General features: G+C 62.5%; 18 protein-coding genes and 1 pseudogene. 8 read left to right on the forward strand and 11 right to left on the reverse strand.

Annotated elements, in window-relative coordinates:
• The first annotated feature begins 222 nt into the window (after positions 1 to 222).
• Positions 223 to 423, forward strand: a complete 201-nt coding sequence (locus V5F23_RS09140) for a hypothetical protein (RefSeq protein WP_042728285.1) — start codon at positions 223 to 225, stop codon at positions 421 to 423.
• Between the two features lie 267 nt (positions 424 to 690).
• Here the strand turns inward: V5F23_RS09140 and V5F23_RS09145 are convergent, their stop codons facing one another.
• Together V5F23_RS09145 and V5F23_RS09150 are read right to left on the reverse strand one after the other, a co-directional pair.
• Positions 691 to 1,122 (reverse strand): DUF2628 domain-containing protein, encoded by a 432-nt coding sequence (locus V5F23_RS09145; RefSeq protein WP_042728304.1) that lies wholly within the window; start codon positions 1,120 to 1,122, stop codon positions 691 to 693.
• 214 nt (positions 1,123 to 1,336) lie between these two features.
• Positions 1,337 to 1,543, reverse strand: coding sequence for a hypothetical protein (locus V5F23_RS09150; protein ID WP_042728286.1), 207 nt, complete (start codon positions 1,541 to 1,543; stop codon positions 1,337 to 1,339).
• Positions 1,544 to 2,056: 513 nt separating this feature from the next.
• Between V5F23_RS09150 and V5F23_RS09155 the strand changes: the two genes are divergently transcribed.
• The gene (locus V5F23_RS09155; protein ID WP_042728288.1) at positions 2,057 to 2,551 is read left to right on the forward strand and encodes an anti-virulence regulator CigR family protein; all 495 of its coding nucleotides are present in this window, start codon (positions 2,057 to 2,059) and stop codon (positions 2,549 to 2,551) included.
• A gap of 128 nt (positions 2,552 to 2,679) precedes the next feature.
• Here V5F23_RS09155 and V5F23_RS09160 read toward each other — a convergent pair whose 3' ends face one another.
• Entirely contained in the window at positions 2,680 to 4,530 is a 1,851-nt protein-coding gene (locus tag V5F23_RS09160) for a sigma-54-dependent Fis family transcriptional regulator (RefSeq protein WP_042728289.1), read from the reverse strand.
• Positions 4,531 to 4,953: 423 nt separating this feature from the next.
• Between V5F23_RS09160 and V5F23_RS09165 the strand changes: the two genes are divergently transcribed.
• Genes V5F23_RS09165 through V5F23_RS09190 form a run of 6 tightly spaced genes read left to right on the forward strand, consistent with a single transcriptional unit; the run spans position 4,954 to position 10,905 of the window.
• Positions 4,954 to 6,048 carry an ABC transporter ATP-binding protein gene (locus V5F23_RS09165; protein WP_042728290.1) on the forward strand — a complete coding sequence of 365 codons (1,095 nt, stop codon included), beginning with the start codon at positions 4,954 to 4,956 and terminating at the stop codon, positions 6,046 to 6,048.
• On the forward strand, positions 6,048 to 7,157 hold the full coding sequence (locus tag V5F23_RS09170; protein ID WP_042728291.1) for an ABC transporter ATP-binding protein: 1,110 nt from the start codon (positions 6,048 to 6,050) through the stop codon (positions 7,155 to 7,157). Before V5F23_RS09165 ends, V5F23_RS09170 begins: the two co-directional genes overlap by 1 nt.
• Positions 7,154 to 8,020 carry a sugar ABC transporter permease gene (locus tag V5F23_RS09175; protein WP_042728292.1) on the forward strand — a complete coding sequence of 289 codons (867 nt, stop codon included), beginning with the start codon at positions 7,154 to 7,156 and terminating at the stop codon, positions 8,018 to 8,020. The genes V5F23_RS09170 and V5F23_RS09175 overlap by 4 nt, the downstream gene beginning before the upstream one ends.
• Positions 8,021 to 8,030: 10 nt before the next feature.
• Positions 8,031 to 8,831, forward strand: coding sequence for a carbohydrate ABC transporter permease (locus V5F23_RS09180; protein WP_042728293.1), 801 nt, complete (start codon positions 8,031 to 8,033; stop codon positions 8,829 to 8,831).
• 10 nt (positions 8,832 to 8,841) lie between these two features.
• Entirely contained in the window at positions 8,842 to 9,114 is a 273-nt protein-coding gene (locus tag V5F23_RS09185) for a DUF2160 domain-containing protein (RefSeq protein WP_042728294.1), read from the forward strand.
• A gap of 48 nt (positions 9,115 to 9,162) precedes the next feature.
• The gene (locus V5F23_RS09190) at positions 9,163 to 10,905 is read left to right on the forward strand and encodes an ABC transporter substrate-binding protein (protein WP_042728295.1); all 1,743 of its coding nucleotides are present in this window, start codon (positions 9,163 to 9,165) and stop codon (positions 10,903 to 10,905) included.
• Between the two features lie 302 nt (positions 10,906 to 11,207).
• On the opposite strand, the gene V5F23_RS09195 is transcribed toward V5F23_RS09190, so the two are convergent.
• The 8 genes and pseudogenes from V5F23_RS09195 to V5F23_RS09230 all read right to left on the reverse strand — a co-directional run bounded on the left by V5F23_RS09195 (position 11,208) and on the right by V5F23_RS09230 (position 19,539).
• On the reverse strand, positions 11,208 to 12,149 hold the full coding sequence (locus V5F23_RS09195; protein ID WP_042728296.1) for an alpha/beta hydrolase: 942 nt from the start codon (positions 12,147 to 12,149) through the stop codon (positions 11,208 to 11,210).
• A gap of 89 nt (positions 12,150 to 12,238) precedes the next feature.
• Positions 12,239 to 12,392, reverse strand: a pseudogene (locus V5F23_RS09200) (transcriptional regulator); the annotation flags it as partial.
• Between the two features lie 163 nt (positions 12,393 to 12,555).
• On the reverse strand, positions 12,556 to 13,350 hold the full coding sequence (locus V5F23_RS09205; RefSeq protein ID WP_042728297.1) for a ChbG/HpnK family deacetylase: 795 nt from the start codon (positions 13,348 to 13,350) through the stop codon (positions 12,556 to 12,558).
• Complete coding sequence (locus V5F23_RS09210; protein ID WP_212803593.1) at positions 13,322 to 14,491, reverse strand: GNAT family N-acetyltransferase; 1,170 nt, start codon at positions 14,489 to 14,491, stop codon at positions 13,322 to 13,324. The genes V5F23_RS09205 and V5F23_RS09210 overlap by 29 nt, the downstream gene beginning before the upstream one ends.
• On the reverse strand, positions 14,491 to 15,180 hold the full coding sequence (locus tag V5F23_RS09215; protein ID WP_047737317.1) for a hypothetical protein: 690 nt from the start codon (positions 15,178 to 15,180) through the stop codon (positions 14,491 to 14,493). Before V5F23_RS09215 ends, V5F23_RS09210 begins: the two co-directional genes overlap by 1 nt.
• Positions 15,177 to 17,072 (reverse strand): hypothetical protein, encoded by a 1,896-nt coding sequence (locus V5F23_RS09220; RefSeq protein WP_338498883.1) that lies wholly within the window; start codon positions 17,070 to 17,072, stop codon positions 15,177 to 15,179. Before V5F23_RS09220 ends, V5F23_RS09215 begins: the two co-directional genes overlap by 4 nt.
• Positions 17,073 to 17,233: 161 nt before the next feature.
• Complete coding sequence (locus V5F23_RS09225) at positions 17,234 to 18,538, reverse strand: oligosaccharide flippase family protein (RefSeq protein WP_338498122.1); 1,305 nt, start codon at positions 18,536 to 18,538, stop codon at positions 17,234 to 17,236.
• Complete coding sequence (locus V5F23_RS09230) at positions 18,535 to 19,539, reverse strand: polysaccharide deacetylase family protein (RefSeq protein WP_042728301.1); 1,005 nt, start codon at positions 19,537 to 19,539, stop codon at positions 18,535 to 18,537. Before V5F23_RS09230 ends, V5F23_RS09225 begins: the two co-directional genes overlap by 4 nt.
• Between the last annotated feature and the right edge of the window lie 15 nt (positions 19,540 to 19,554).

Consider the following 19,554-nt stretch of genomic DNA (forward strand, 5'->3'; position numbering starts at 1 on the left):
ACCCAACAATGACACGCCGGCTCATGCCACTGAGCAAGAGCGTGAGCGTCTGAAGGATTTCAACAAGGACGGCATTCCGCCCGGTTCTTCGTGAGTGCTGGAATAGAACGGTTGAGCACCCACAACGCCCTGCGCCGTTCATCCATTGCCCCGCACTTGCGATGTTCCGCTGCCTCTTATGTTTTAGCGCGGCTGTCCCGCGCGCCAGAATGGAGAGCCAGCATGGAAATCGACGAAAATGCGCCTGGAAACAGGTCCCAGCAGGAAGTCACGCGCGGCACGGATAACGAAACAGGTCACGACCCCAGCAAGGATGCACCTGAAGTCCCGCTGCCGCCGGACGACGACGCACCTATCGAAGAGGATATGTCCGATGTGAATGCCGCCGATTCGGTGACGACCGAGCATCCCGACCCTCGATGATGATGCCTTTGCTCCTGAAGCCCGGCCACTGCGCCGGGTTTTTGGAGCCCCAAGTCTGGCCTGCGCCGGTTTCCCTGATGCTATTGAGTACCTGAACATTCACTGTTCGTGTTCCCCGCCTCAGCCTTGTTCGAAGAGGCGTTCAAGAACTACTTCGACACTGTCGTGAGTGGCAATACCCGTCATCAGTTTCGCGGGCCTCAATAGCTTGAGGCGCGAGGGCCTGCACATCCGTGGAGAAGTGCGGGCCCTCGCCAAGCAAAATCGCTACCGCAAACTCATCCCTTGGAACGGGTTCCAGCCTTGCTCGCCTTTGACTTCTTTCAAGTAGTAGGCGTAGTTGGTCATGATGGCGTACATCACCGAGGTGGCACCGTTCAGGCCGGCGTTCAGCGGCTTGGGGAAGTCCATGCCCAGGGCCGCGAAGATCACGCTCAGCACAATGTTGACCAGCAATATGATGCCCAGCAGGGCCAGGTTCTTTTTCCACAGGCCCAGTACGAACAGGTAGATGGGACCGAAGAAAAACGCGATCACGTTGGCATTGATGAGGATTTTTTTCTTGAAGCCGGGCAGCTTCTTGAGGGCTTCCTTGTAGCGCGGGTCGGTGGGCGCGCCATAGGTGTCAAAGAAGTTGAAGCGTTCCTGCCATTTGGCGCTGTATTTTGCGCTGTTGTGCACGTGTTCGGTTGCGCTCATTTTTTGCTGCTCCTGGTGTTCCATTAAACGAAGTTGTTCTTCCGAGAAATCCTGTGCTCGGCTTTATAATCGTTCGGATGGAAAAATGCCCCTGCTCGCTGAAGCGGCCGTTCAATTTGTGATGGGCATCACTGTGCGCAGAGTTCTCACCTGAAGCAGGAATCCGTGGCGAGGGCGCCAGCCTCGCCACAAGAAGCAGTATTCGCGTCGCCCGTCAGAACGCCAGCGCAGCGGCCTCTGCGAAGCCATGTTCCGGTACACCCGCCATGAAGTGCAACGGTATCGGCTGTTTCTCCTCAATCGGCGAAATTTCAAAGCTACCGACTATTTGCCCCTGGAGCGCCCCCAGCCGTATCGACTCTTCTTCCTTTGCCTTTGCCATTCTCGCGTGGTTCGCTGCGATTTCGTTGAGAGTTGACACGGTACATCTCCGTTTGCTGACCCTAGCCTTGATTGATTTGCCGCCGCGTCAGAATCACGTCGTTCTTGGCTGCTGGAGCAAGCCGAAGCAAACCCTAAGCCAGACACGGTCACCGGTTGATCTTGTTATTGGAGAGGCGACGGATGGCGGTTTGCCGTGGAAGCCCTAGCCCAGACCCCGCGACGACGCTGCAACGTGCCAACCATGCCTTAGCAATAAGTCATTGATAATACAAACCGGGACATTCGAGTCGCCGTCCAGCTGGTACCCGTGCCGCTTATTGCGAATCGACGCCATAGGCGCCTGGCGCGGGTGTCGCGTTCCTGTACATCACGATCACGGCGATGCCGATCAAACTGGTGGCGCATGCCAGCTGCAGGCTGACCTGTTGCCGATGGGCGCGGCCAGCACGGCGACCAACAGCCATGCCAGCGGCGTGTAGCGTGATAGGCGACTAATATCATCCTTGGCGTCTATATAGGCAGCCATCTTCCCTTTTTAGTGAGAACCATCATGTTTGAATCGCGCTCGTTGATGGCTGTACTGACCTGCTTCGCCCTGGTGGCCGGGCCTGGGGTTGTCGTGGCAGACCCAGGTAACGGCAAGGGCAATGCCCCATTCGACCAAGGGCCCGGCCATGGCCAAGGCAAGGGTGGGCAAGGCCACAAGGGCGATCAGGGCAATCAAGGCAACCCGGGAGGGCAGGGTAACCGAGGTGGCGGCGACTGGCATAACGGCCCCAGTATCGACCGCGGCGGCGTGCTGGGTGTGATCGGTGGCTATCGTGACTACTGGAGTCCGGGGCCTGCGTTGCCGCCGGGGATCCAGAAAAACCTCGCCCGGGGCAAGCCGCTGCCACCGGGCATTGCCAAGAAACTCGATTCACGCCTCTTGGGCCGGTTGCCGCACTACGACGGTTATGAATGGCAGCAGGTAGGCACCGACCTGATCCTGGTGGCCATCGCCAGCGGCATTATCTATGAAGTGCTGAACGGCGCGTTCGACTGACACGTTGGACAGTCAGTGAAACGAACCTTATGTGGGAGCGAGCCTGCTCGCGATGACGGCCTGTCAATTACTGCATTATTGGCTGAACTGACGCTATCGCGAGCAAGCTCGCTCCCACAGGTTTCGTCTCAGTTTTCAAGTTGGCGCAGGCGCTTGTACAAGGTGTTGCGGCTGACCCCCAGCCGTCGCGCCAGATGCGAGATATTCCCGCCGACGGCCTGTAACTGCCTGTTCAAGTCCTCGGCATCGTTCAAGTCCACCGCCAGCGGTTCGGGGGTGTCTACCGGCTCCATTTCAAGGTCGACGAAGAAGTCGTCCGGCAGGTGTTCCGGGCGGATCGGCTGTTCCTCGGCCATGGCCAGGGCGACTTGCAGCACGCTGCTGACTTGGCGCAGGTTGCCCGGCCACGGGTGGCGGTCGAACAGTTCCAGCACCTCCCGACTCAGGCCGGCCCATTGGGTCGGTTCACGGTGGTGTTCCCAAAGGCGTTTGAACAGGGCCTGTTTGTCGCTGCGTTCGCGCAGCGGTGGCAGTTCCAGGGTCAGGCCGCCGATGCGGTAGTACAAGTCTTCGCGAAAGCGCCCCAATTGCACCTGTTCACGCAGCGAGCGGTTGGTGGCGGAAATGATGCGGATGTCCACCGGGAACAGCTCGGCGCTGCCTACCGGTTGCACGCAGCGCTCTTGCAACACCCGCAGCAGCCGAGCCTGGGTCGGCAGGGGCATGTCGCCGATCTCGTCGAGGAACAGCGTGCCGCGGTCGGCCTTGCGGATCAGGCCGATGCTGCCCTTTTGATTGGCGCCGGTGAAGGCGCCTTTTTCGTAGCCGAACAGTTCCGACTCCACCAACTCGGCGGGAATCGCTGCGCAGTTGACGGCAATGAACGGTTGTTTGCAGCGCGAACTGGCCTGGTGAAGGGCCTTGACGAACACTTCCTTGCCGACGCCGGTCTCGCCATGGATCAGCAGCGGAATGTCTTTCTCCAGCAGGCGCTCGGCCTGGCGCACGGCTTTTTCCACACGGCTGTCACCGAAGTGCAGAGTGTTGAGGTGGATGACGTTGGCGGCAGGCGCGGGGGCCGGCGAAGGGGGGGCTTCGGTGAATACCCGCGCCTTGATCGAGACCTGGCTCGGCCGCCGCAGCAGGCACTGGAAGCGGTTGCGTCCAGACGCTTGCAGGGCGAACGGCAGGCCATCGGGCTGGTTCAGCAGTTCCAGCAACGAAACCTTGAACAGGCTTTCGATGCTGACCCGTGACAGGCTCAGGCCCAGCAGGTTGTCGGCCCGGCGGTTGGCGGAAAGCACCTGGCCGCTCTCGTCGAAGATCAGCAGCCCGGCCCATTGGCTGTCCAGGTTGTTCAGCCCGGTGTTGAAGGTCAGTTGGAAGTGTTCGCCGCGAAACAGGTTGAGGATCAGCCGGTTCTCCACGGTCTGGCTCATCATTTTGACCATGCCCAGGGTGTGGGAGGGCGGCAGGTAGCTGTCGCTGGAGACGTCCAGCACGGCGATGACCTTGCGCTCGGCGTCGAAGATCGGCGCGGCGGAGCCGGTCATGAAACGGTTGGCCTTGAGGAAATGCTCATCGTGCTCGATGTGCACGGCCTGCTCGCAGGCCAGCGCGGTGCCGATGGCATTGGTGCCGGTGCAGCGTTCCATCCAGCTCGCCCCGGCGCTGAAACCGTGGGCCAGCTTGGGTTCGATGAAACGCTGGGTGCCCCAGGACGTCAGGACCTGGCCCTGGTTGTCGGCCAGCATGATCAGGCAATTGGAGTTGCTCAGGATGTTCTCGTAGTACGGCAAGACTTCCTGGTGGGTGGTCTGCACCAGTGAGTGCTGGCTCTCCAGCAACTGGGCGATGCCATCGGCGGGCAGCGGGTCGAAGGCCGGTATGCTCTGATGGTTCAGGCCGAAAGCGCGGCAACGGGACCAGGAGGCCTGGATGATGGCCTCGTGGGACAAGGCGGGGGCAGGTGCGGCCATGGGGCACTCTCGCAGGTGCTGTTTTTATTGTGGTGGTGAGTCTCGCACATACTCCTTGTGCAGGGGCAGGTCTGGATAAGACTCAATTCACATTCCCATGTAGGAGCGGGCTTGCTCGCGAAAGCGGTGGCTCAGCTATACACGTGTCGGCTGATATACCGCTTCGCGGGCAAGCCCGCTCCCACAGGAGGATTGCCTGCGGCCCGGCTAAAGCATTCCAGTCAGTGTTGTTCAAATTTGTTCATTGTCAAGGCTCGAACTGTTCAGTTGTTCAATCCGAGTTGTTCACTTTTGTTCATCAACGAACACGTAACTTTGAGAAATCCCAGGTAGACGCAGCTAGATCAATGGCTTGCATTTTCTGGCACGGCTTTCGCTTTGAAGCTCGGGTCGCTTGACTCCAAATAATAAAAAGGCCGAGCCATGTCATTAAAGCTTGAGCACATCTGTCGCACCGTCGAAGGCCAGACCTGGATCGACGATGCCAATCTGAGTTTCGAACCCGGATCCTTCAACGTCCTGCTGGGCCGCACGCTGTCCGGCAAGACCAGCCTCATGCGCTTGATGGCCGGGTTGGACAAGCCCGACAGCGGACGCGTGCTGATGAACGGCGTCGACGTCACGAACAAGCCCGTGCGGCTGCGTAACGTGTCGATGGTCTATCAGCAGTTCATCAATTACCCGACCATGACCGTCTTCGAAAACATCGCCTCGCCGCTGCGCCAGGCGGGTGTGTCCGACGAGGTGATCCAGGACAAGGTGCTGCAAACCGCCAGGATGTTGCGCATCGAGAAGTTCCTCAAGCGCCATCCGCTGGAGCTGTCCGGCGGCCAGCAGCAGCGCACCGCCATGGCCCGGGCGTTGGTCAAGGACGCCGAGCTGATTCTGTTCGACGAGCCGCTGGTGAACCTCGACTACAAGCTGCGCGAGGAACTTCGCCAGGAAATGCGCGAGTTGTTCCAGGCCCGCCACACCATCGCCGTCTACGCCACCACCGAGCCCAACGAGGCCTTGGCCCTGGGCGGTACCACCACGATCCTGCACGAAGGCCGGGTCATCCAGAGCGGCAAATCGTCCTCGGTGTACCACCAGCCGCAAACCGTGCTGGCCGCCGAGCTGTTTTCCGAGCCGCCGATCAACCTCATGCCGGGCCGCATCGCGGGCAACGAGGTGAGTTTCGCCAATTTCGTGCACTTCCCGCTGAACGTCGACCTACGGCCGGTGGGCGAAGGTGAGTTCCGTTTCGGCGTGCGCCCAAGCCATATTTCCCTGGTGCCAAGCAACGACGATGACCTCGAGCTGGCGGTGACCGTGGAGGTGGCCGAGATCAGTGGTTCGGAAACGTTCCTGCATGTGCGCAACGAGCATTTCCTGCTGGTGCTGCACTTGCCCGGCGTCCATGAATACGACGTGGATGCGCCGATCCGCATCTACATCCCGACCCATAAACTGTTTGTCTTCGATGCCCAGGGCAAGTTGGTCCAGGCGCCGGGCCAGCGCATCGCGAGGGTTGCCTGATGGCTGAAATTCGTTTGCAGAACCTCGCCCACAGCTACACCAGCACCCCGGCGAGCCCCGAAGACTATGCGATCCGCGAGATGAACCACATCTGGGAGCAGGGCGGCGCCTATGCCTTGCTCGGGCCTTCGGGCTGTGGCAAATCCACCTTGCTCAACATCATTTCCGGCCTGCTCAGCCCGTCCGAGGGCCAGGTGCTGTTCGACGGCAAGGCCGTCAACGAGCTGAGCCCGGAGCGGCGCAACATTGCCCAGGTGTTCCAGTTCCCGGTGGTGTACGACACCATGACAGTGTTCGACAACCTGGCGTTCCCGCTGCGCAACCAGGGGCTGGCCGAGGCGCGGGTCCACACCAAGGTGCAGGAAATAGCCGAAGTCCTCGACCTGCAGAACCTGCTGGACAAGAAGGCGCGCAACCTCACCGCCGACGAAAAGCAGAAAGTCTCCATGGGCCGAGGGCTGGTGCGCGACGACGTGTCAGCGATCCTCTTCGACGAACCGCTGACGGTGATCGACCCACACCTGAAATGGAAGCTGCGGCGCAAGCTCAAACAGATCCACGAGCAGTTCAACATCACCATGGTCTACGTCACCCACGACCAGTTGGAGGCCTCCACCTTCGCCGACAAGATCGCCGTGATGTATGGCGGCCAGATCGTCCAGTTCGGCACGCCCCGGGACTTGTTCGAGCGTCCGAGCCACACCTTCGTCGGCTATTTCATTGGCAGCCCGGGAATGAACCTCATCGAGGTCACGGCGCAACCCGGAGGCGTCGGTTTTGCCTCGACCCACCTGCCTTTGTCGGGCCCCCTGCAACAGCGCGTGGCCGAGGCCCAGGGCAAGCGCCTGAAGGTCGGCATCCGGCCAGAGTTCGTCCATGTCTGGGACGGCCCCTACGACGACGCGATGCGCGCGCAAGTCGTCCACGTCGAAGACCTGGGCACTTACAAGATCCTGACCCTCAACCTCGATGGCGCGCCTTTGAAAGTGCGCCTGGCCGAAGACAAGCCTGTGCCGGAAGGCACCGCGTACATCAGTTTTCCGGCCCAATGGTTGATGGTCTATGCCGATGAATACCTGCTGGAACCGTTGAGCGAGGTGCAGCCATGAACAAGGTGCAGAACAACAAAGCCTGGTGGCTGGTGCTGCCGGTGTTCCTGCTGGTGGCGTTCAGCGCCGTGATCCCGATGATGACGGTGGTCAACTACTCGGTGCAGGACATCTTCGACCAGTCCAGCCGCTACTTCGTCGGTGCCGACTGGTACAAGCAGGTGCTGCTCGATCCGCGCCTGCACGACTCGTTGCTGCGCCAGTTCATCTACTCGGCGTGCGTGCTGCTGATCGAGATCCCGCTGGGCATCGCCATCGCCCTGACCATGCCGACCAAGGGCAAGTGGTCGTCCCTGGTGCTGATCATCCTGGCGATTCCGCTGCTGATTCCGTGGAACGTGGTGGGCACCATCTGGCAGATATTCGGCCGCGCCGACATCGGCCTGCTGGGTTCGAGCCTCAACGCCCTGGGCATCAACTACAACTATGCGGCCAACACCATGGACGCCTGGGTCACCGTGCTGGTGATGGACGTCTGGCACTGGACGTCTCTGGTGGCCTTGCTCTGCTACTCGGGGCTGCGGGCGATTCCCGACGTGTATTACCAGGCGGCGCGGATCGACCGGGCCTCCAACTGGGCAGTGTTTCGGCACATCCAGTTGCCGAAGATGAAGAGCGTGCTGTTGATCGCGGTGATGCTGCGTTTCATGGACAGCTTCATGATCTACACCGAGCCGTTCGTGCTCACCGGCGGCGGGCCGGGCAATGCCACCACGTTCCTGAGCCAGACCCTGACGCAGATGGCCATCGGCCAATTCGACCTGGGCCCGGCAGCGGCGTTTTCCCTGGTGTACTTCCTGATCATTCTGTTGGTGTCGTGGCTGTTCTATACCGCCATGACGCACTCCGACGCCAACCGTTGAGGCCCGCACGATGAGCAAGAAAAAGCTGGTTCCATTGCTGATCTACATCCTGTTCCTGCTGGTGCCCATCTACTGGCTGCTGAACATGTCGTTCAAGAGCAACACCGAGATCCTCGGCAGCCTGACCCTGTGGCCCCAGGACTTCACTTTCCACAACTACAAGGTGATCTTCACCGACCCGAGCTGGTACACCGGTTACCTGAACTCGCTGTACTACGTGAGCCTGAACACGGTGATTTCCCTGGCCGTGGCGCTGCCGGCGGCCTATGCGTTCTCGCGCTACCGGTTCCTGGGGGACAAGCACCTGTTCTTCTGGCTGCTCACCAACCGCATGGCGCCACCGGCGGTGTTCCTGCTGCCGTTTTTCCAGCTGTATTCGTCCATCGGGCTGTTCGACACCCACATCGCCGTGGCCCTGGCCCACTGCCTGTTCAACGTGCCGCTGGCGGTGTGGATCCTCGAAGGCTTCATGTCCGGGGTGCCGAAAGAAATTGACGAGACCGCCTACATTGACGGCTACAGTTTCCCCAAGTTCTTCGCCAAGATCTTCATCCCGTTGATCGGCTCCGGCATCGGTGTGACGGCGTTCTTCTGCTTCATGTTTTCCTGGGTCGAATTGTTGCTGGCCCGCACGCTCACCTCGGTCAATGCCAAGCCGATCGCCGCGGTCATGACCCGCACCGTGTCGGCGTCCGGCATCGATTGGGGCGTGCTGGCGGCGGCGGGGGTGTTGACCATCCTGCCGGGCATGCTGGTGATCTGGTTCGTTCGCAACCACGTGGCCAAGGGCTTTGCCCTGGGCCGGGTCTGAGGAGTCGATGATGGAATGGATGAACTGGACCGTCCCGACGGCGGCGTTTTTTGGGGTCATCGCCTTGTTCCTGATCGGCATGACCACTTGGGAGTTGCGTTCGCCGAGCATCCCTCGGCGTGGTTTCCTGCCGATTACCACGACCCGTGGCGATCGGTTGTTTATCGGTCTTCTCGGTAGCGCCTACCTGCATCTGCTGGTCATCGGCGCCACCGACTGGAGCATCTGGACAGCGTTCGCGTTGTCTTGGGTGTGGCTGTTGGCAGTGATGCGGTGGGGCTAGTCGCGCGTATTTGACGATCAGGCTCTCAAATCCAAACAGGAGGTCTCTATGTTCAATAAAAACAATAAGCTGCGACATAGCGTTTCATTGGCAGCCGCACTGGCACTCAGCGGCTTGAGCGCTGTGGCCTGGGCTGACGCCTATGAAGACGCCGCTAAAAAATGGATCGGCAGTGAATTCAAACCGTCAACCTTGACAGCCGAGCAGCAGCTCGAAGAGCTCAAGTGGTTCATCAAGGCCGCCGAGCCGTTTCGTGGCATGAAGATCAACGTGGTGTCGGAAACCCTCACCACCCACGAATACGAGTCCAAGGTACTGGCCAAGGCCTTCACCGAAATCACCGGGATCCAGTTGACCCACGACCTGCTGCAAGAAGGCGACGTGGTGGAGAAGATGCAGACGGTGATGCAGTCGGACAAAAACATCTATGACGGCTGGGTCAACGATTCGGACCTCATTGGTACGCACTTTCGCTACGGCAAGACTGAATCGATCACCGACCTGATGGCCAACGAAGGCAAGAACTTCACTTCGCCGACCCTGGACCTCAAGGACTTCATCGGCACCTCGTTCACCACTGCACCGGACGGCAAGCTGTATCAACTGCCCGACCAGCAGTTCGCCAACCTCTACTGGTTCCGCGCCGACTGGTTCGAGCGTGCGGACCTGAAGGCCAAGTTCAAGGAGAAGTACGGCTACGAGCTGGGCGTACCGGTGAACTGGTCGGCTTATGAAGACATCGCCAAGTTCTTCAGCGAAGACGTCAAGGAAATCGACGGCAAGCGCGTCTACGGCCACATGGACTACGGCAAGAAAGACCCGTCCCTGGGCTGGCGCTTCACCGATGCCTGGTTCTCCATGGCCGGCGGCGGCGACAAGGGCCTGCCCAATGGCTTGCCAGTGGACGAGTGGGGCATTCGCGTCGAGGACTGCCATCCGGTCGGTTCCAGCGTCACCCGTGGTGGCGATACCAACGGCCCGGCGGCGGTGTTCGCCACCACCAAATACGTCGACTGGCTGAAGAAGTACGCGCCACCGGAAGCGGCGGGCATGACGTTCTCCGAGTCCGGCCCGGTGCCGTCCCAGGGCAACATCGCCCAGCAGATCTTCTGGTACACCGCCTTCACCGCCGACATGACCAAGCCGGGCCTGCCGGTGGTCAACGCCGACGGCACGCCGAAATGGCGCATGGCACCTTCGCCGCGTGGTCCGTACTGGGAAGAGGGCATGAAGCTGGGTTATCAGGACGTGGGGTCCTGGACCTTCATGAAGTCCACGCCTGAGAAGCAGAAATTGGCGGCCTGGCTGTACGCGCAGTTCGTGACGTCGAAAACCGTGTCGCTGAAGAAGACCATCGTTGGCCTGACGCCGATTCGTGAGTCGGACATCAACTCGCAGGCGATGACCGACCTGGCGCCCAAGCTCGGTGGCCTGGTGGAGTTCTACCGCAGCCCGGCCCGCGTGCAATGGACCCCGACCGGGACCAACGTGCCGGACTATCCGCGCCTCGCGCAACTGTGGTGGAGCCACATCGCCGAAGCGGCCAGTGGCGAGAAGACCCCGCAACAGGCGCTCGACGGCTTGGCCAAGGACCAGGACGCGATCATGACGCGCCTGGAACGCTCCAAGGCCCAGGCGACCTGCGCCCCGAAAATGAACCCGGAGCGCGATGCGCAGTACTGGTTCGATCAACCGGGGGCACCGAAGCCGAAGCTGGCGAACGAGAAGCCTAAAGGTGAGACCGTGAGCTACAGCGAACTGCTGAAGTCGTGGGAAGCGGCCCGCAAGTAAAGCGTCTGACAGTGAAAGACAAACGGCACCGAAAGGTGCCGTTTTTTTTCGTCCAGCCCCCTGGTTGATTGGGGTGGATTTGAGCCTTGCGGCTGGCGCGAGCCTTGTGGGAGCGGGCTTGCCCGCGAAGGCGTCAGCCCATCCAGCCTCTCAGCAAACAGACCCACCGCCTTCGCGAGCAAGCTCGCTCCCACAGGGGGTTGGTGGTGTTTGCAGGTGCTTGATTCACTGCACTCATCTGTGGGAGCGAGCTTGCTCGCGAAGGCGGCCTGCCCGTCGACCCATCCCTTGGGCGGATCGGCTCAGCCGGCCTTGGCGGCGTTCACCTGGGGCGCTCCGGCCACGGGGGAAGGGCGAGGTTTGAGCAAGGCGTCCAGTGCCTGGCGATACTGCCGGCCGGCCAGGCTCATGCTGTTGTTGTGGGTGGCACCCGGCACCAGCAGCAGGCGCTTGGGCTCCTGGGCGGCGTTGAACAGCTGTTCGCTGAAGCGTGGCGGTACGTAGCGGTCGGCGGCGCCATGGACCACCAGCAAGGGCATGTTGATCTCGTGGATCTTGTCGATGGAATCGAATTTCTGCGACAGCAACCAGCGTACCGGCAGCGACGTGTCGGCCATGGCCGTGGCGACATCGCCCAGGGACGTGAAGGTGGATTCGATGACCAACCCGCGGGCCGCTACGACGCTGCCGTCTTTCGCCGCTTTCTGGCCCAGTTCCGCTGCCAGGTCCACCGCGACGGCACCGCCCAGGGAGTGGCCATAGATCAGCCGCAGCGCCGGGTCGGGTTGCAGCGTTTCCAGGCGTGCCCAGGCGATCCGGGCGTCTTCGTAGACACTGGCTTCCGAGGGCAGGTCGCCATGGCTTTTGCCAAATCCCCTGTAGTCGATCGCCAGCACCGAAAAGCCCAGGTCCCTCAATTGCTGGATGCGAAACAACTGCCCGGTCAGGTTCCAACGCACACCGTGCAGGTACAGGATCGCCGGCGCACTCTTGCGCTCGGCCGGCCACCACCAGCCGTGGATATTCTCCCCGGCCTTGAACTGACTGGGCTTGAGGTCGAACTCCTGCACGCTGCTCGGCAAACCGCTGAACCAACTGGCCGTGCCGGGCTCGATCCTGAACACCAGCTCGCGCTCCTTGTGCTGCAACACCGCGCAGCCCACCGGCAGCCCGACCACCATCGCCGCCATGCACAGCATCGCCAGCCAGCGCCGACCAGGACGAGGAAGAAAAAAAGAACGCATCGAAGGGTTTCACTACTCAAGACGGAAAGATGCCTTTTAACAGATTCGCCCGAAGAGTGGCGTGATTTCAGACGGCTGCGGGCTTGCGCTCATGCGGTCGTCGGATTCTGCGTGGGAGTGGGGCGTGCACATAAATCGATACCCATTGCGTGGACGACCTTGAGTACGGTATCAAAGCGCGGCTTCGCCCCCCGGAGCGAAGGCCTTATAGAGACTTTCACGGCCCATACCGGAGTCTTTGGCTTCGCCTCACTCGAAAACTCGACCCCCTAAAACATTGAGGACGATGCCATGATGACTCAGGCCTCCAGAGACCAGGCCCGGACGAATGGAACAGGCGGGCGCGGCGGCGACGGATGCCAGTGGCGAACCGGTTGGGGGCAGCGTGATGTCCATTATCCGCCGGTCAGTGCACGTCCCCATACTCAGCCAACCTCAGAGGCTGCCGCTTGCTGCCGTAGGGCACTTTGGGCACGCCCGCCAGGCGCTTGTGCAGCACCTGGGTCAGTGATTCGCCGGGTGCCAGGCTGGCGTCGCCGAAGTCGCCGTCCAGGTCCTGCGGGTGGACGATCACTTCGAGTGAGCCATGCTCCGGCGGGGCTGCGTGGTCCAGGTCGGCCGGGGTGCAGACGTAGTCGGCCGTCGCGCCGCTGAGGCTGCGCATGCGTCGGTTGAGCAGGGTCTTGAAGATGCGTTTGGGCACGTTCAGGTTTGCCCCCAGGTTGCGCGCCAAGCGGATGGGCACGCCATGGCGCTCGGCGAAACGGGCCACCAGCTCGCCGATGGGCCAGATGTTGTGCACGTGTTGGTGGGAGTCGAGGTGGCTGGGGTGCAGGCCGTGGTCCAGGCAATGTTGCCATTGCGCCTCAAGTTCGTCTTGCACCGCCGCGAGGTCTTTTGAACCCAGGCGCAGGCAGTAGCGCGACACGTTGAGGTCGAATTCGCCGTTGGGGGCACAGAACGCGGGTCGCGAGGTGATTGCCTGGCTCAGCGGCGCACCGTGGCTGAGGTTGAAATGCAAGCCGATACGTCCGTTGAGCAGGGGTTGGCGGGCCAGCTCGCAAGCCTGTTCGAACCCTGGCATGTTGGCCATGGCGGTGGCGGAGCTGATCACGCCGGCCTCGAAGGCTCGCAGGATGAGTGCGTTTTCACTGAGGCAGAGCCCGAAATCGTCAGCGTTGACGATCACTTGTTGAGGCATTCACGTTCTCCTGGCGCTTGGAAGTGGGGGGCAAAGGTGTTGCGGCGGCCGGGCGCTTGCGTAGCCATGGCTTGAGACTCTTCCATAGTCGCAAGGCGAACCCCAGGACCAGCCCGCCGGGTTGCCATGAATAAAAACTCCAACGCCAGTGTTCCAATTGTCCGGTCATGCGTTCATGCAGTTGATGGCTGGAGTTTTCCAGGCTGACCCGGGACGCATCGACCCAGCGCCAGTTGTCCTCCAGCCCCCAGCGGATCCACTCCTCCAGCAGTACCCGGCCGCTGCCCAGGTCGGCATGCTCCGGCAGGAACGCCAGGTTGTAGTCGTACAGTCGGCCCTGTTCCAGCAGGCCCAGTCGGTAGCTGATGCAGCGTCCTTCCAGCTCCAGCACCACCACGCGCACCAGGCCTTGGGCGGCGAGGGCGGTGAAGGCGTGTTTCATCCATTGCCGGCGCACCGGGTCGGAGAAAATGCCGACGCCTTCTTCACCTTTCCAACTGGCCGACTCGACCTCGGCAAGTTCCTGCAGCAGCAGGCCCATGCTGATGGCATCGGGGGTCAGTCGACGGATCTGTGCGCCGCATGCGGCGATACGCTTGCGTGCCTTACGTAACTTATAGCGTGGATCGCCGGAAATTTCCTGATGGTCACTGTCGCTGATCAGATGCACCGGGACCCGGCAGCTCAACCGCCGCTCCCCGGTGGAGCTCAATGCCATCCAGGCACTCAGCGCGCTTTGCTCGCCGACGGCCTCGACCACTTCATTCAATTGCAGCAACGCGTGGGGCAGTTGTTGCCGGATCTGCATCAACGCCTGGCCCATGCTGTCAGCGTCGACGCGCACCAGCAGGGCGATGCGGTCCGCCAGCGGATAACCCAGGTGACGCAGCACCCGGAACCGCAGCCCGCCGATGCGCTCGCGCGCGCTGACCAGGGGCAGGCACAGGCTCAGCGCCTGGTCTTGCCAGCCCAGCAGCACGTGCAGGTCCTGGCCGGGTTGCAGCGCCAGTTCCGCCGCTTGCAGCCAGGCCAGGTTATTGAACGGCGTGTAGTCGGCCACCCGGGTGCGCAGCTGCTCATAAGCCGTTGCCGGGAAGTCCGTGGCGAGCAGTGAGCGTCGCCATTCGAAGCGGATTGCCATCAGGCCGCCGCCGCCGTGGGGGCGGGCTGGGCCGGTTTGCGAAAGGTATCCAGCACCGAGCCGGTGTAGAACGTATCGCGGAAGAAGCGCCAGCGCCCGAACAGGCAATACACGTGAGTGATCTGGCCGCGCTCCTTGAAGTCCATGCGGATGTGCATCTTGATCGCCGGGATGTTCTGCAAGTCGCAGACATCGACCATCTTGGTGCAGCCTTTTTCCGCCATGATCCTCCACATGTCCTGCTGGACGTCCGCCGACATCTGGGTTCCCCAGTAAGCGCGGGTCATCTCCCCACCGAACTGGAAATACTCGCCCGGCTTGATCGGGAACAGGCAGCGATAGAAATGCCGATCGAAATAATCTCGGGTACTGCCCCAGGCAAACCCCACGGCGTCGCCCTGGCCATCCAGGTACATCAAGCCGGTGTAGCCTTCGGCCGCCAGTTCGCGCATGGTTTCGACGCGGTCGCCGAAGTACTTGGCAAACGCGTCGGCATTGCTGACCGTGATGAATTCCCGGCGCGCCGGCGGGTAGGGCTTGAGGTTATGGGGCGGTAGCGGGACTCGCACGTCGTGTTCCAGCCACACCAGTTGCGAGTGGAAAAACACGAAGTGCCGGATCACCTGTTTGAACACGGCGCGCAGGCCTTTCTTCTGGATGCGATCACGCAGTTTCTGCAGTACGTTCATGGTGCCTCCTGACGGGTGGCGGGTTGAGGAATGGAAGAGGTGGTCCAGCCCAGGGCAAACAGGGTTTGGCCTGGCAATAGAAAATGGATTTGCCCGGCTTCGCAGGTGAATGAGGCGCTGCGGCTGCGGTTGTCCGGGCCGAAATACACCAGGGTTGCCTGCGCCTGAGGACAGAGCCCGGCGTCGATATCGACCTGTTGCGCCCGAGTGCTTTTGTTCACGCCCAGCAGGCCGCGCTGCATGCCGGTGGCCATGGCCAGTGCGTCGACTTCGAAGGCGTCGTTGTCCAGGCGTAACACCTGGTCGAACCAGTGCTGCTGGATGAACTGCTGGGCCAGGCCCACCGGCTTGAGCTCGAAGCGATCGTTGTCCAGGACCCTCACCATGCCCTTGGGGTACTCCGGCTCGTCGGCGGCCTGGAACCAGTTGAGCATGTCGAGCAGGCCATCGGCGGAGGCGTTGATCACCACCGAGGTCCACCACAGGGCGGCGTAGTGGGTTTCCTGGTCGTAGGGGCTCAGGCTCGAGCCGCTGGACATATTGGTCTGGTCCAGCAGCAGCGCCTTGCGTGGCCGGCCCGTGGCGTCCAGGCCCACCAGCCTGGCGGCGCGCCGCACACTGCTGCGATACACCCGTGTCGCCAACAGGTCGCGAATCATCCATTCATGCCAGGCCAGGGCGTCGACCTGGTCGCCGTACTGGGCCAGCAGGCGCCGGGCCCAGTCGATGCCGCGTTTGTCGGCGGCGTTTTCGGCCAGCGGACCGTTGGTGAACCGGGAGCTGGCCGGGATCGCGATGCGCACCCCCGCGCGGACGTTGGCGGGCAGGGCGCGGACCTCATTGGCCATGCTCTCGAACACCGCCTGATAACTGGCGAAGTCGGGGTAGTTGAGGTTCGGCTCATCGGCGAAACCTAAGTAATGCACGCCTTTGCCGCCCAGGGCGCGGGTGGACTTGAGCCAGGCTTGCAGGCCGCTGTTGCTGGTCCGATCGGCCACAAGGTCGGCCTTGCGTCCGCTGCCGGCGAGCAGGGTAATGTCCTGGTTGATGCCGAAGCGATCCTGGTACAGGCGCCGGAACCGATCCTCGTGGTCGGGCTTGGCGGCGGTCACGTCGACCATGCTGTAGTAACTGGCCGCCTGGGGCTTGAGTGCATCGATGACCGCGTAGGCGGCGGGCGGCGGCATGACGTAAGGCAGCGAAATCCCCAGTTTCGGCGTGTTGCCCAGCACCTCGGGGTAGACCTTCAACTGCACGTGCCCCGGGGCTTCGCGAAGCGGCTGCAGTTGCGCCGGGGCTTGGGCGAACAGGTTGGCAGTGCCGTCCAGCCAGAACGCCGCCTTGCCGTTGCCCAGCAAGTGCAGGCGCCAGACCTGCTCGACGTCGGCGACCGGCAGGGCCACTTGGTCGAACTGCCAATAGGCGGGGTAGGGCTTGAGGTTCAGTTGCAGTTGTTTGCCGTCGGCCACGCGCCGGGCTTGCAGGCCGCGCACGCCACCGTGGAACTTGCCCGCCAGCACGGCACGCTCGCCCGCGGCGACCTTGAAGTACAGTTCGTCGCCGTCATGGGCTTCGGCGCTGAAGTGCACCTTGGCCGGGGCGAACAGCGCCTGGGTGCGTGCATCGTGTTCAAGGGTATAGCGACGGAAACTGTAGCCGGGGATTTCCAGCCGATAGCTGGCGGGGCCGGGCAGCAAGGGCCATTGCTGCTCGCCGCGTTCCTGCTCGGCCTTGATGAGGCGTTCACCCACCAGGCGGCCCTGGCCATTGAGCAGGTAGATATGCTCGGCATTGGCGTTGGCTTGCCAGGCCGGCACCCAGCGCACGGTCACGGTGTCTGGCCGATCGGTCTGCAAGTACAGGCTGCCGTCGCGAATGCCGGTCCAGGCCATGGATGCGCCATGGGCCGAGAGCGCCAGCGCCCACAGGCAGGCGCCCAACGCCCAGTGCCGCGTCGTCCTTTTGGCGAGCAAGCTCGCTCCCACAGGGTTCGGTGCCGCGCCTGTGGATGCGAGCCAGCTCGCGAAGGCGCACGGCCAGGCGCCAGGAAACTTCATGCCGATTTCCCCAGTAGCATCTGGCGCATCGGCAGTAAATCGCTGGGCAGGATGATCAGTGTCTGCCACGGCGCCACGCCGCTGAGGCGGCAATACATCGCCAGCAGCGCCAGGGTCACGCCCAGGTAGGCGATGGACGATGCGGCGGCGGCACCGACGATGCCATAGCGCGGGATCAGCAACACATTCAGCGCCAGGTTCAGCAGCGCCCCCAAGCCCATCAAAAACGAGACAGCACCGGGCCGGTTCTTGCCCAGCAGGTCCAGGCGCAGGATGCTCGCGTAGCACAGCCCGAACAGCCCCGGCAGCAGTGCCAGCAGCGCCGGATACGCCGGTTGGTAGGCGACGCCGAACAAGGTGACGATCAACCATTCGCCGATCAAGGCCATGCTCAGGCAGGCCCCCAGCATCACCGTGGCGGTCAGGCGCAAGGCCAGTGGGGTCAGGCGCTGCATGTCCCGGTCCTGCTGCAACAGGCGCTTCATTAGCGGTGTGGTGACGGCTTCCGGCACGATCAGCAGCAGCTCGGCGGCGGCGCTGGCCATCGCGTAGTGACCCAGGGCGGTGCTGCCCAGCAGGGCGCCGATGAACAGGTAGTCGGAGCGCAAGATCACTTGCTGGAACAACAGGTCCGGGTGGCTGCGGGCGCCGTAGCGCAGCAGCTCGTTCTGGCTGCTGCGATCCCATTGCAGGGTGACGTCCTGGTCCCGGCGCAGCCAGACCCAACCGGCCAGCACCACCAGGCTCAGGCCGGCCAGCCAACTGATCAACGCCGCTTCCAGGGCCGCGTCTTTCCAGAGCCAGAACAACGCCAGGAACAGCAACAGCGGCGCTACCGATTCCACCAGGCGCAGGGCATTAAAGGCGCCGACGCCGCCGGACGCGTTGTGCAGGGTCAGCAGGCCGCTCTTGAGCACGGTCAACGGCACGGCGAGCAACAGCAGCCAGGCCAGTAACCCCAATTGTGTGGTGACGTCCAGGTCAGTGCCAAACTCGCGCGCCAGCGCCACCACCAGCAAGGTCAGCAGCCCGGCCAGCAGGCAACCGAACACCAGCACCTGGCTGAGCAACAAACCCATCGAACGCTGCTGCGCTGCCTGGTAGCCGACGGCGGAGTTCAGGCCGCCGCTGGTGGCGGCGCTGATCAGGTCCGGCAGGGTGCTGAGCAGGGCGAACAGTCCCCGTTCGCTGGGCCCGAGCACCCGTGCCAGCAGCACATTACGCAGCAGGCGCAGGCCGATCATCGCCAGGCGCGTCCCCATGCTCAACAGCAGATGCTTGAGGTAATGACCACGGCTCATGAGCGTGTTCCTCGGCGAATTCGCCAGGCCAGCAGTTCAGGGTGATGAGCGTTGCGTTGGCTGACGCCGAAGCGCGGCAGGTTCAAGGGGTCGCCGTCGTGGCGGTACAGGCCGGTCTCGGTACCCAGGGCAAACGGATAACCGTGGGCGGCCACCTGCTGGCGCACGCGGGCATCGTGGTCGCCGTTGGGGTAGCAATACACCGGCAGGGGTTGTGCGCAGCCGTTTTCCAGGGCGATGCGGCTGCGCGACAGTTCTTCGTGCAGGCGCTGGTCGTCCAGCCCGGTGAGGATCGCGTGGCTGGCGCCGTGAGGGCCGAAGCGAATCAGGCCGGAGTCTTCCAGCATGCGTACTTGGGACCAGTCCAGCGCCTGGGGCTGGGCGCCATGGGGACAGCTTTCGGTGAGGTCGCTCAGCACCTGTGGGTCGAGGCTCTTGAGGCTTTGCAGGTAGTGCACGAGCGCCAGGCTGCGGCGGTCGTCGTCGATGTCATCGAGCAGCACCGGCAGTGGCCGGCCGACTTGATGCAAATGTTCGATCAGCGAGTGACGCGCCACCTGGCCGTGGCTGCCCCAGAGGGTTTCGCCGAGGGTTTCCCACCAGAAATGTTGACGGCTGCCGATGAAGTCCGTGGACAGGAAAATACTCGCCGGCACCTGGTACTGGCGCAGCAGTGGAAAGGCATTCATGGCGTTGTCGCGCCAGCCGTCGTCGAAGGTCAGTGCCACCCGTGGGCGGTTCGGCACGTGTTCCGGGTCGGCCAGCAGCAGCGTCATCAAGGGCACGCAATCGAAGTGGCGTTGCAGCCAGAGCAGCAGGTGCTCGAAGGCTTCCGGGCCGACGCACAGCTCGTTGCGATGGGGCAGTTCGGCGGCGCGGTCGTTGCTCAGCACCCGGTGCAGCATCAGGATCACCCCGGCACCGCGCAAGGGCCCGCGACCCAGGGCCGTGTTCAGGTACAGCCAACCGCCGGTGCGCTTGAAAACGTGTTTGATCGACATCGGCCATCCTCCTTT

Source organism: Pseudomonas sp. WP18, assembly GCF_036689585.1.
Classification (GTDB): Bacteria; Pseudomonadota; Gammaproteobacteria; order Pseudomonadales; family Pseudomonadaceae; genus Aquipseudomonas; species Aquipseudomonas chlororaphis_E.

Coding starts and splice junctions, on each gene's coding strand:
- V5F23_RS09210 (WP_212803593.1), bottom strand. CDS start 14,491: ATGGCAATCCGCTTCGAATGGCGACGCTCACTGCTCGCCACGGACTTC.
- V5F23_RS09140 (WP_042728285.1), top strand. CDS start 223: ATGGAAATCGACGAAAATGCGCCTGGAAACAGGTCCCAGCAGGAAGTC.
- V5F23_RS09215 (WP_047737317.1), bottom strand. CDS start 15,180: ATGAACGTACTGCAGAAACTGCGTGATCGCATCCAGAAGAAAGGCCTG.
- V5F23_RS09225 (WP_338498122.1), bottom strand. CDS start 18,538: ATGAGCCGTGGTCATTACCTCAAGCATCTGCTGTTGAGCATGGGGACG.
- V5F23_RS09165 (WP_042728290.1), top strand. CDS start 4,954: ATGTCATTAAAGCTTGAGCACATCTGTCGCACCGTCGAAGGCCAGACC.
- V5F23_RS09180 (WP_042728293.1), top strand. CDS start 8,031: ATGAGCAAGAAAAAGCTGGTTCCATTGCTGATCTACATCCTGTTCCTG.
- V5F23_RS09145 (WP_042728304.1), bottom strand. CDS start 1,122: ATGAGCGCAACCGAACACGTGCACAACAGCGCAAAATACAGCGCCAAA.
- V5F23_RS09220 (WP_338498883.1), bottom strand. CDS start 17,072: ATGGCCTGGACCGGCATTCGCGACGGCAGCCTGTACTTGCAGACCGAT.
- V5F23_RS09230 (WP_042728301.1), bottom strand. CDS start 19,539: ATGTCGATCAAACACGTTTTCAAGCGCACCGGCGGTTGGCTGTACCTG.
- V5F23_RS09160 (WP_042728289.1), bottom strand. CDS start 4,530: ATGGCCGCACCTGCCCCCGCCTTGTCCCACGAGGCCATCATCCAGGCC.
- V5F23_RS09175 (WP_042728292.1), top strand. CDS start 7,154: ATGAACAAGGTGCAGAACAACAAAGCCTGGTGGCTGGTGCTGCCGGTG.
- V5F23_RS09170 (WP_042728291.1), top strand. CDS start 6,048: ATGGCTGAAATTCGTTTGCAGAACCTCGCCCACAGCTACACCAGCACC.
- V5F23_RS09190 (WP_042728295.1), top strand. CDS start 9,163: ATGTTCAATAAAAACAATAAGCTGCGACATAGCGTTTCATTGGCAGCC.
- V5F23_RS09185 (WP_042728294.1), top strand. CDS start 8,842: ATGGAATGGATGAACTGGACCGTCCCGACGGCGGCGTTTTTTGGGGTC.
- V5F23_RS09155 (WP_042728288.1), top strand. CDS start 2,057: ATGTTTGAATCGCGCTCGTTGATGGCTGTACTGACCTGCTTCGCCCTG.
- V5F23_RS09195 (WP_042728296.1), bottom strand. CDS start 12,149: ATGCGTTCTTTTTTTCTTCCTCGTCCTGGTCGGCGCTGGCTGGCGATG.
- V5F23_RS09205 (WP_042728297.1), bottom strand. CDS start 13,350: ATGCCTCAACAAGTGATCGTCAACGCTGACGATTTCGGGCTCTGCCTC.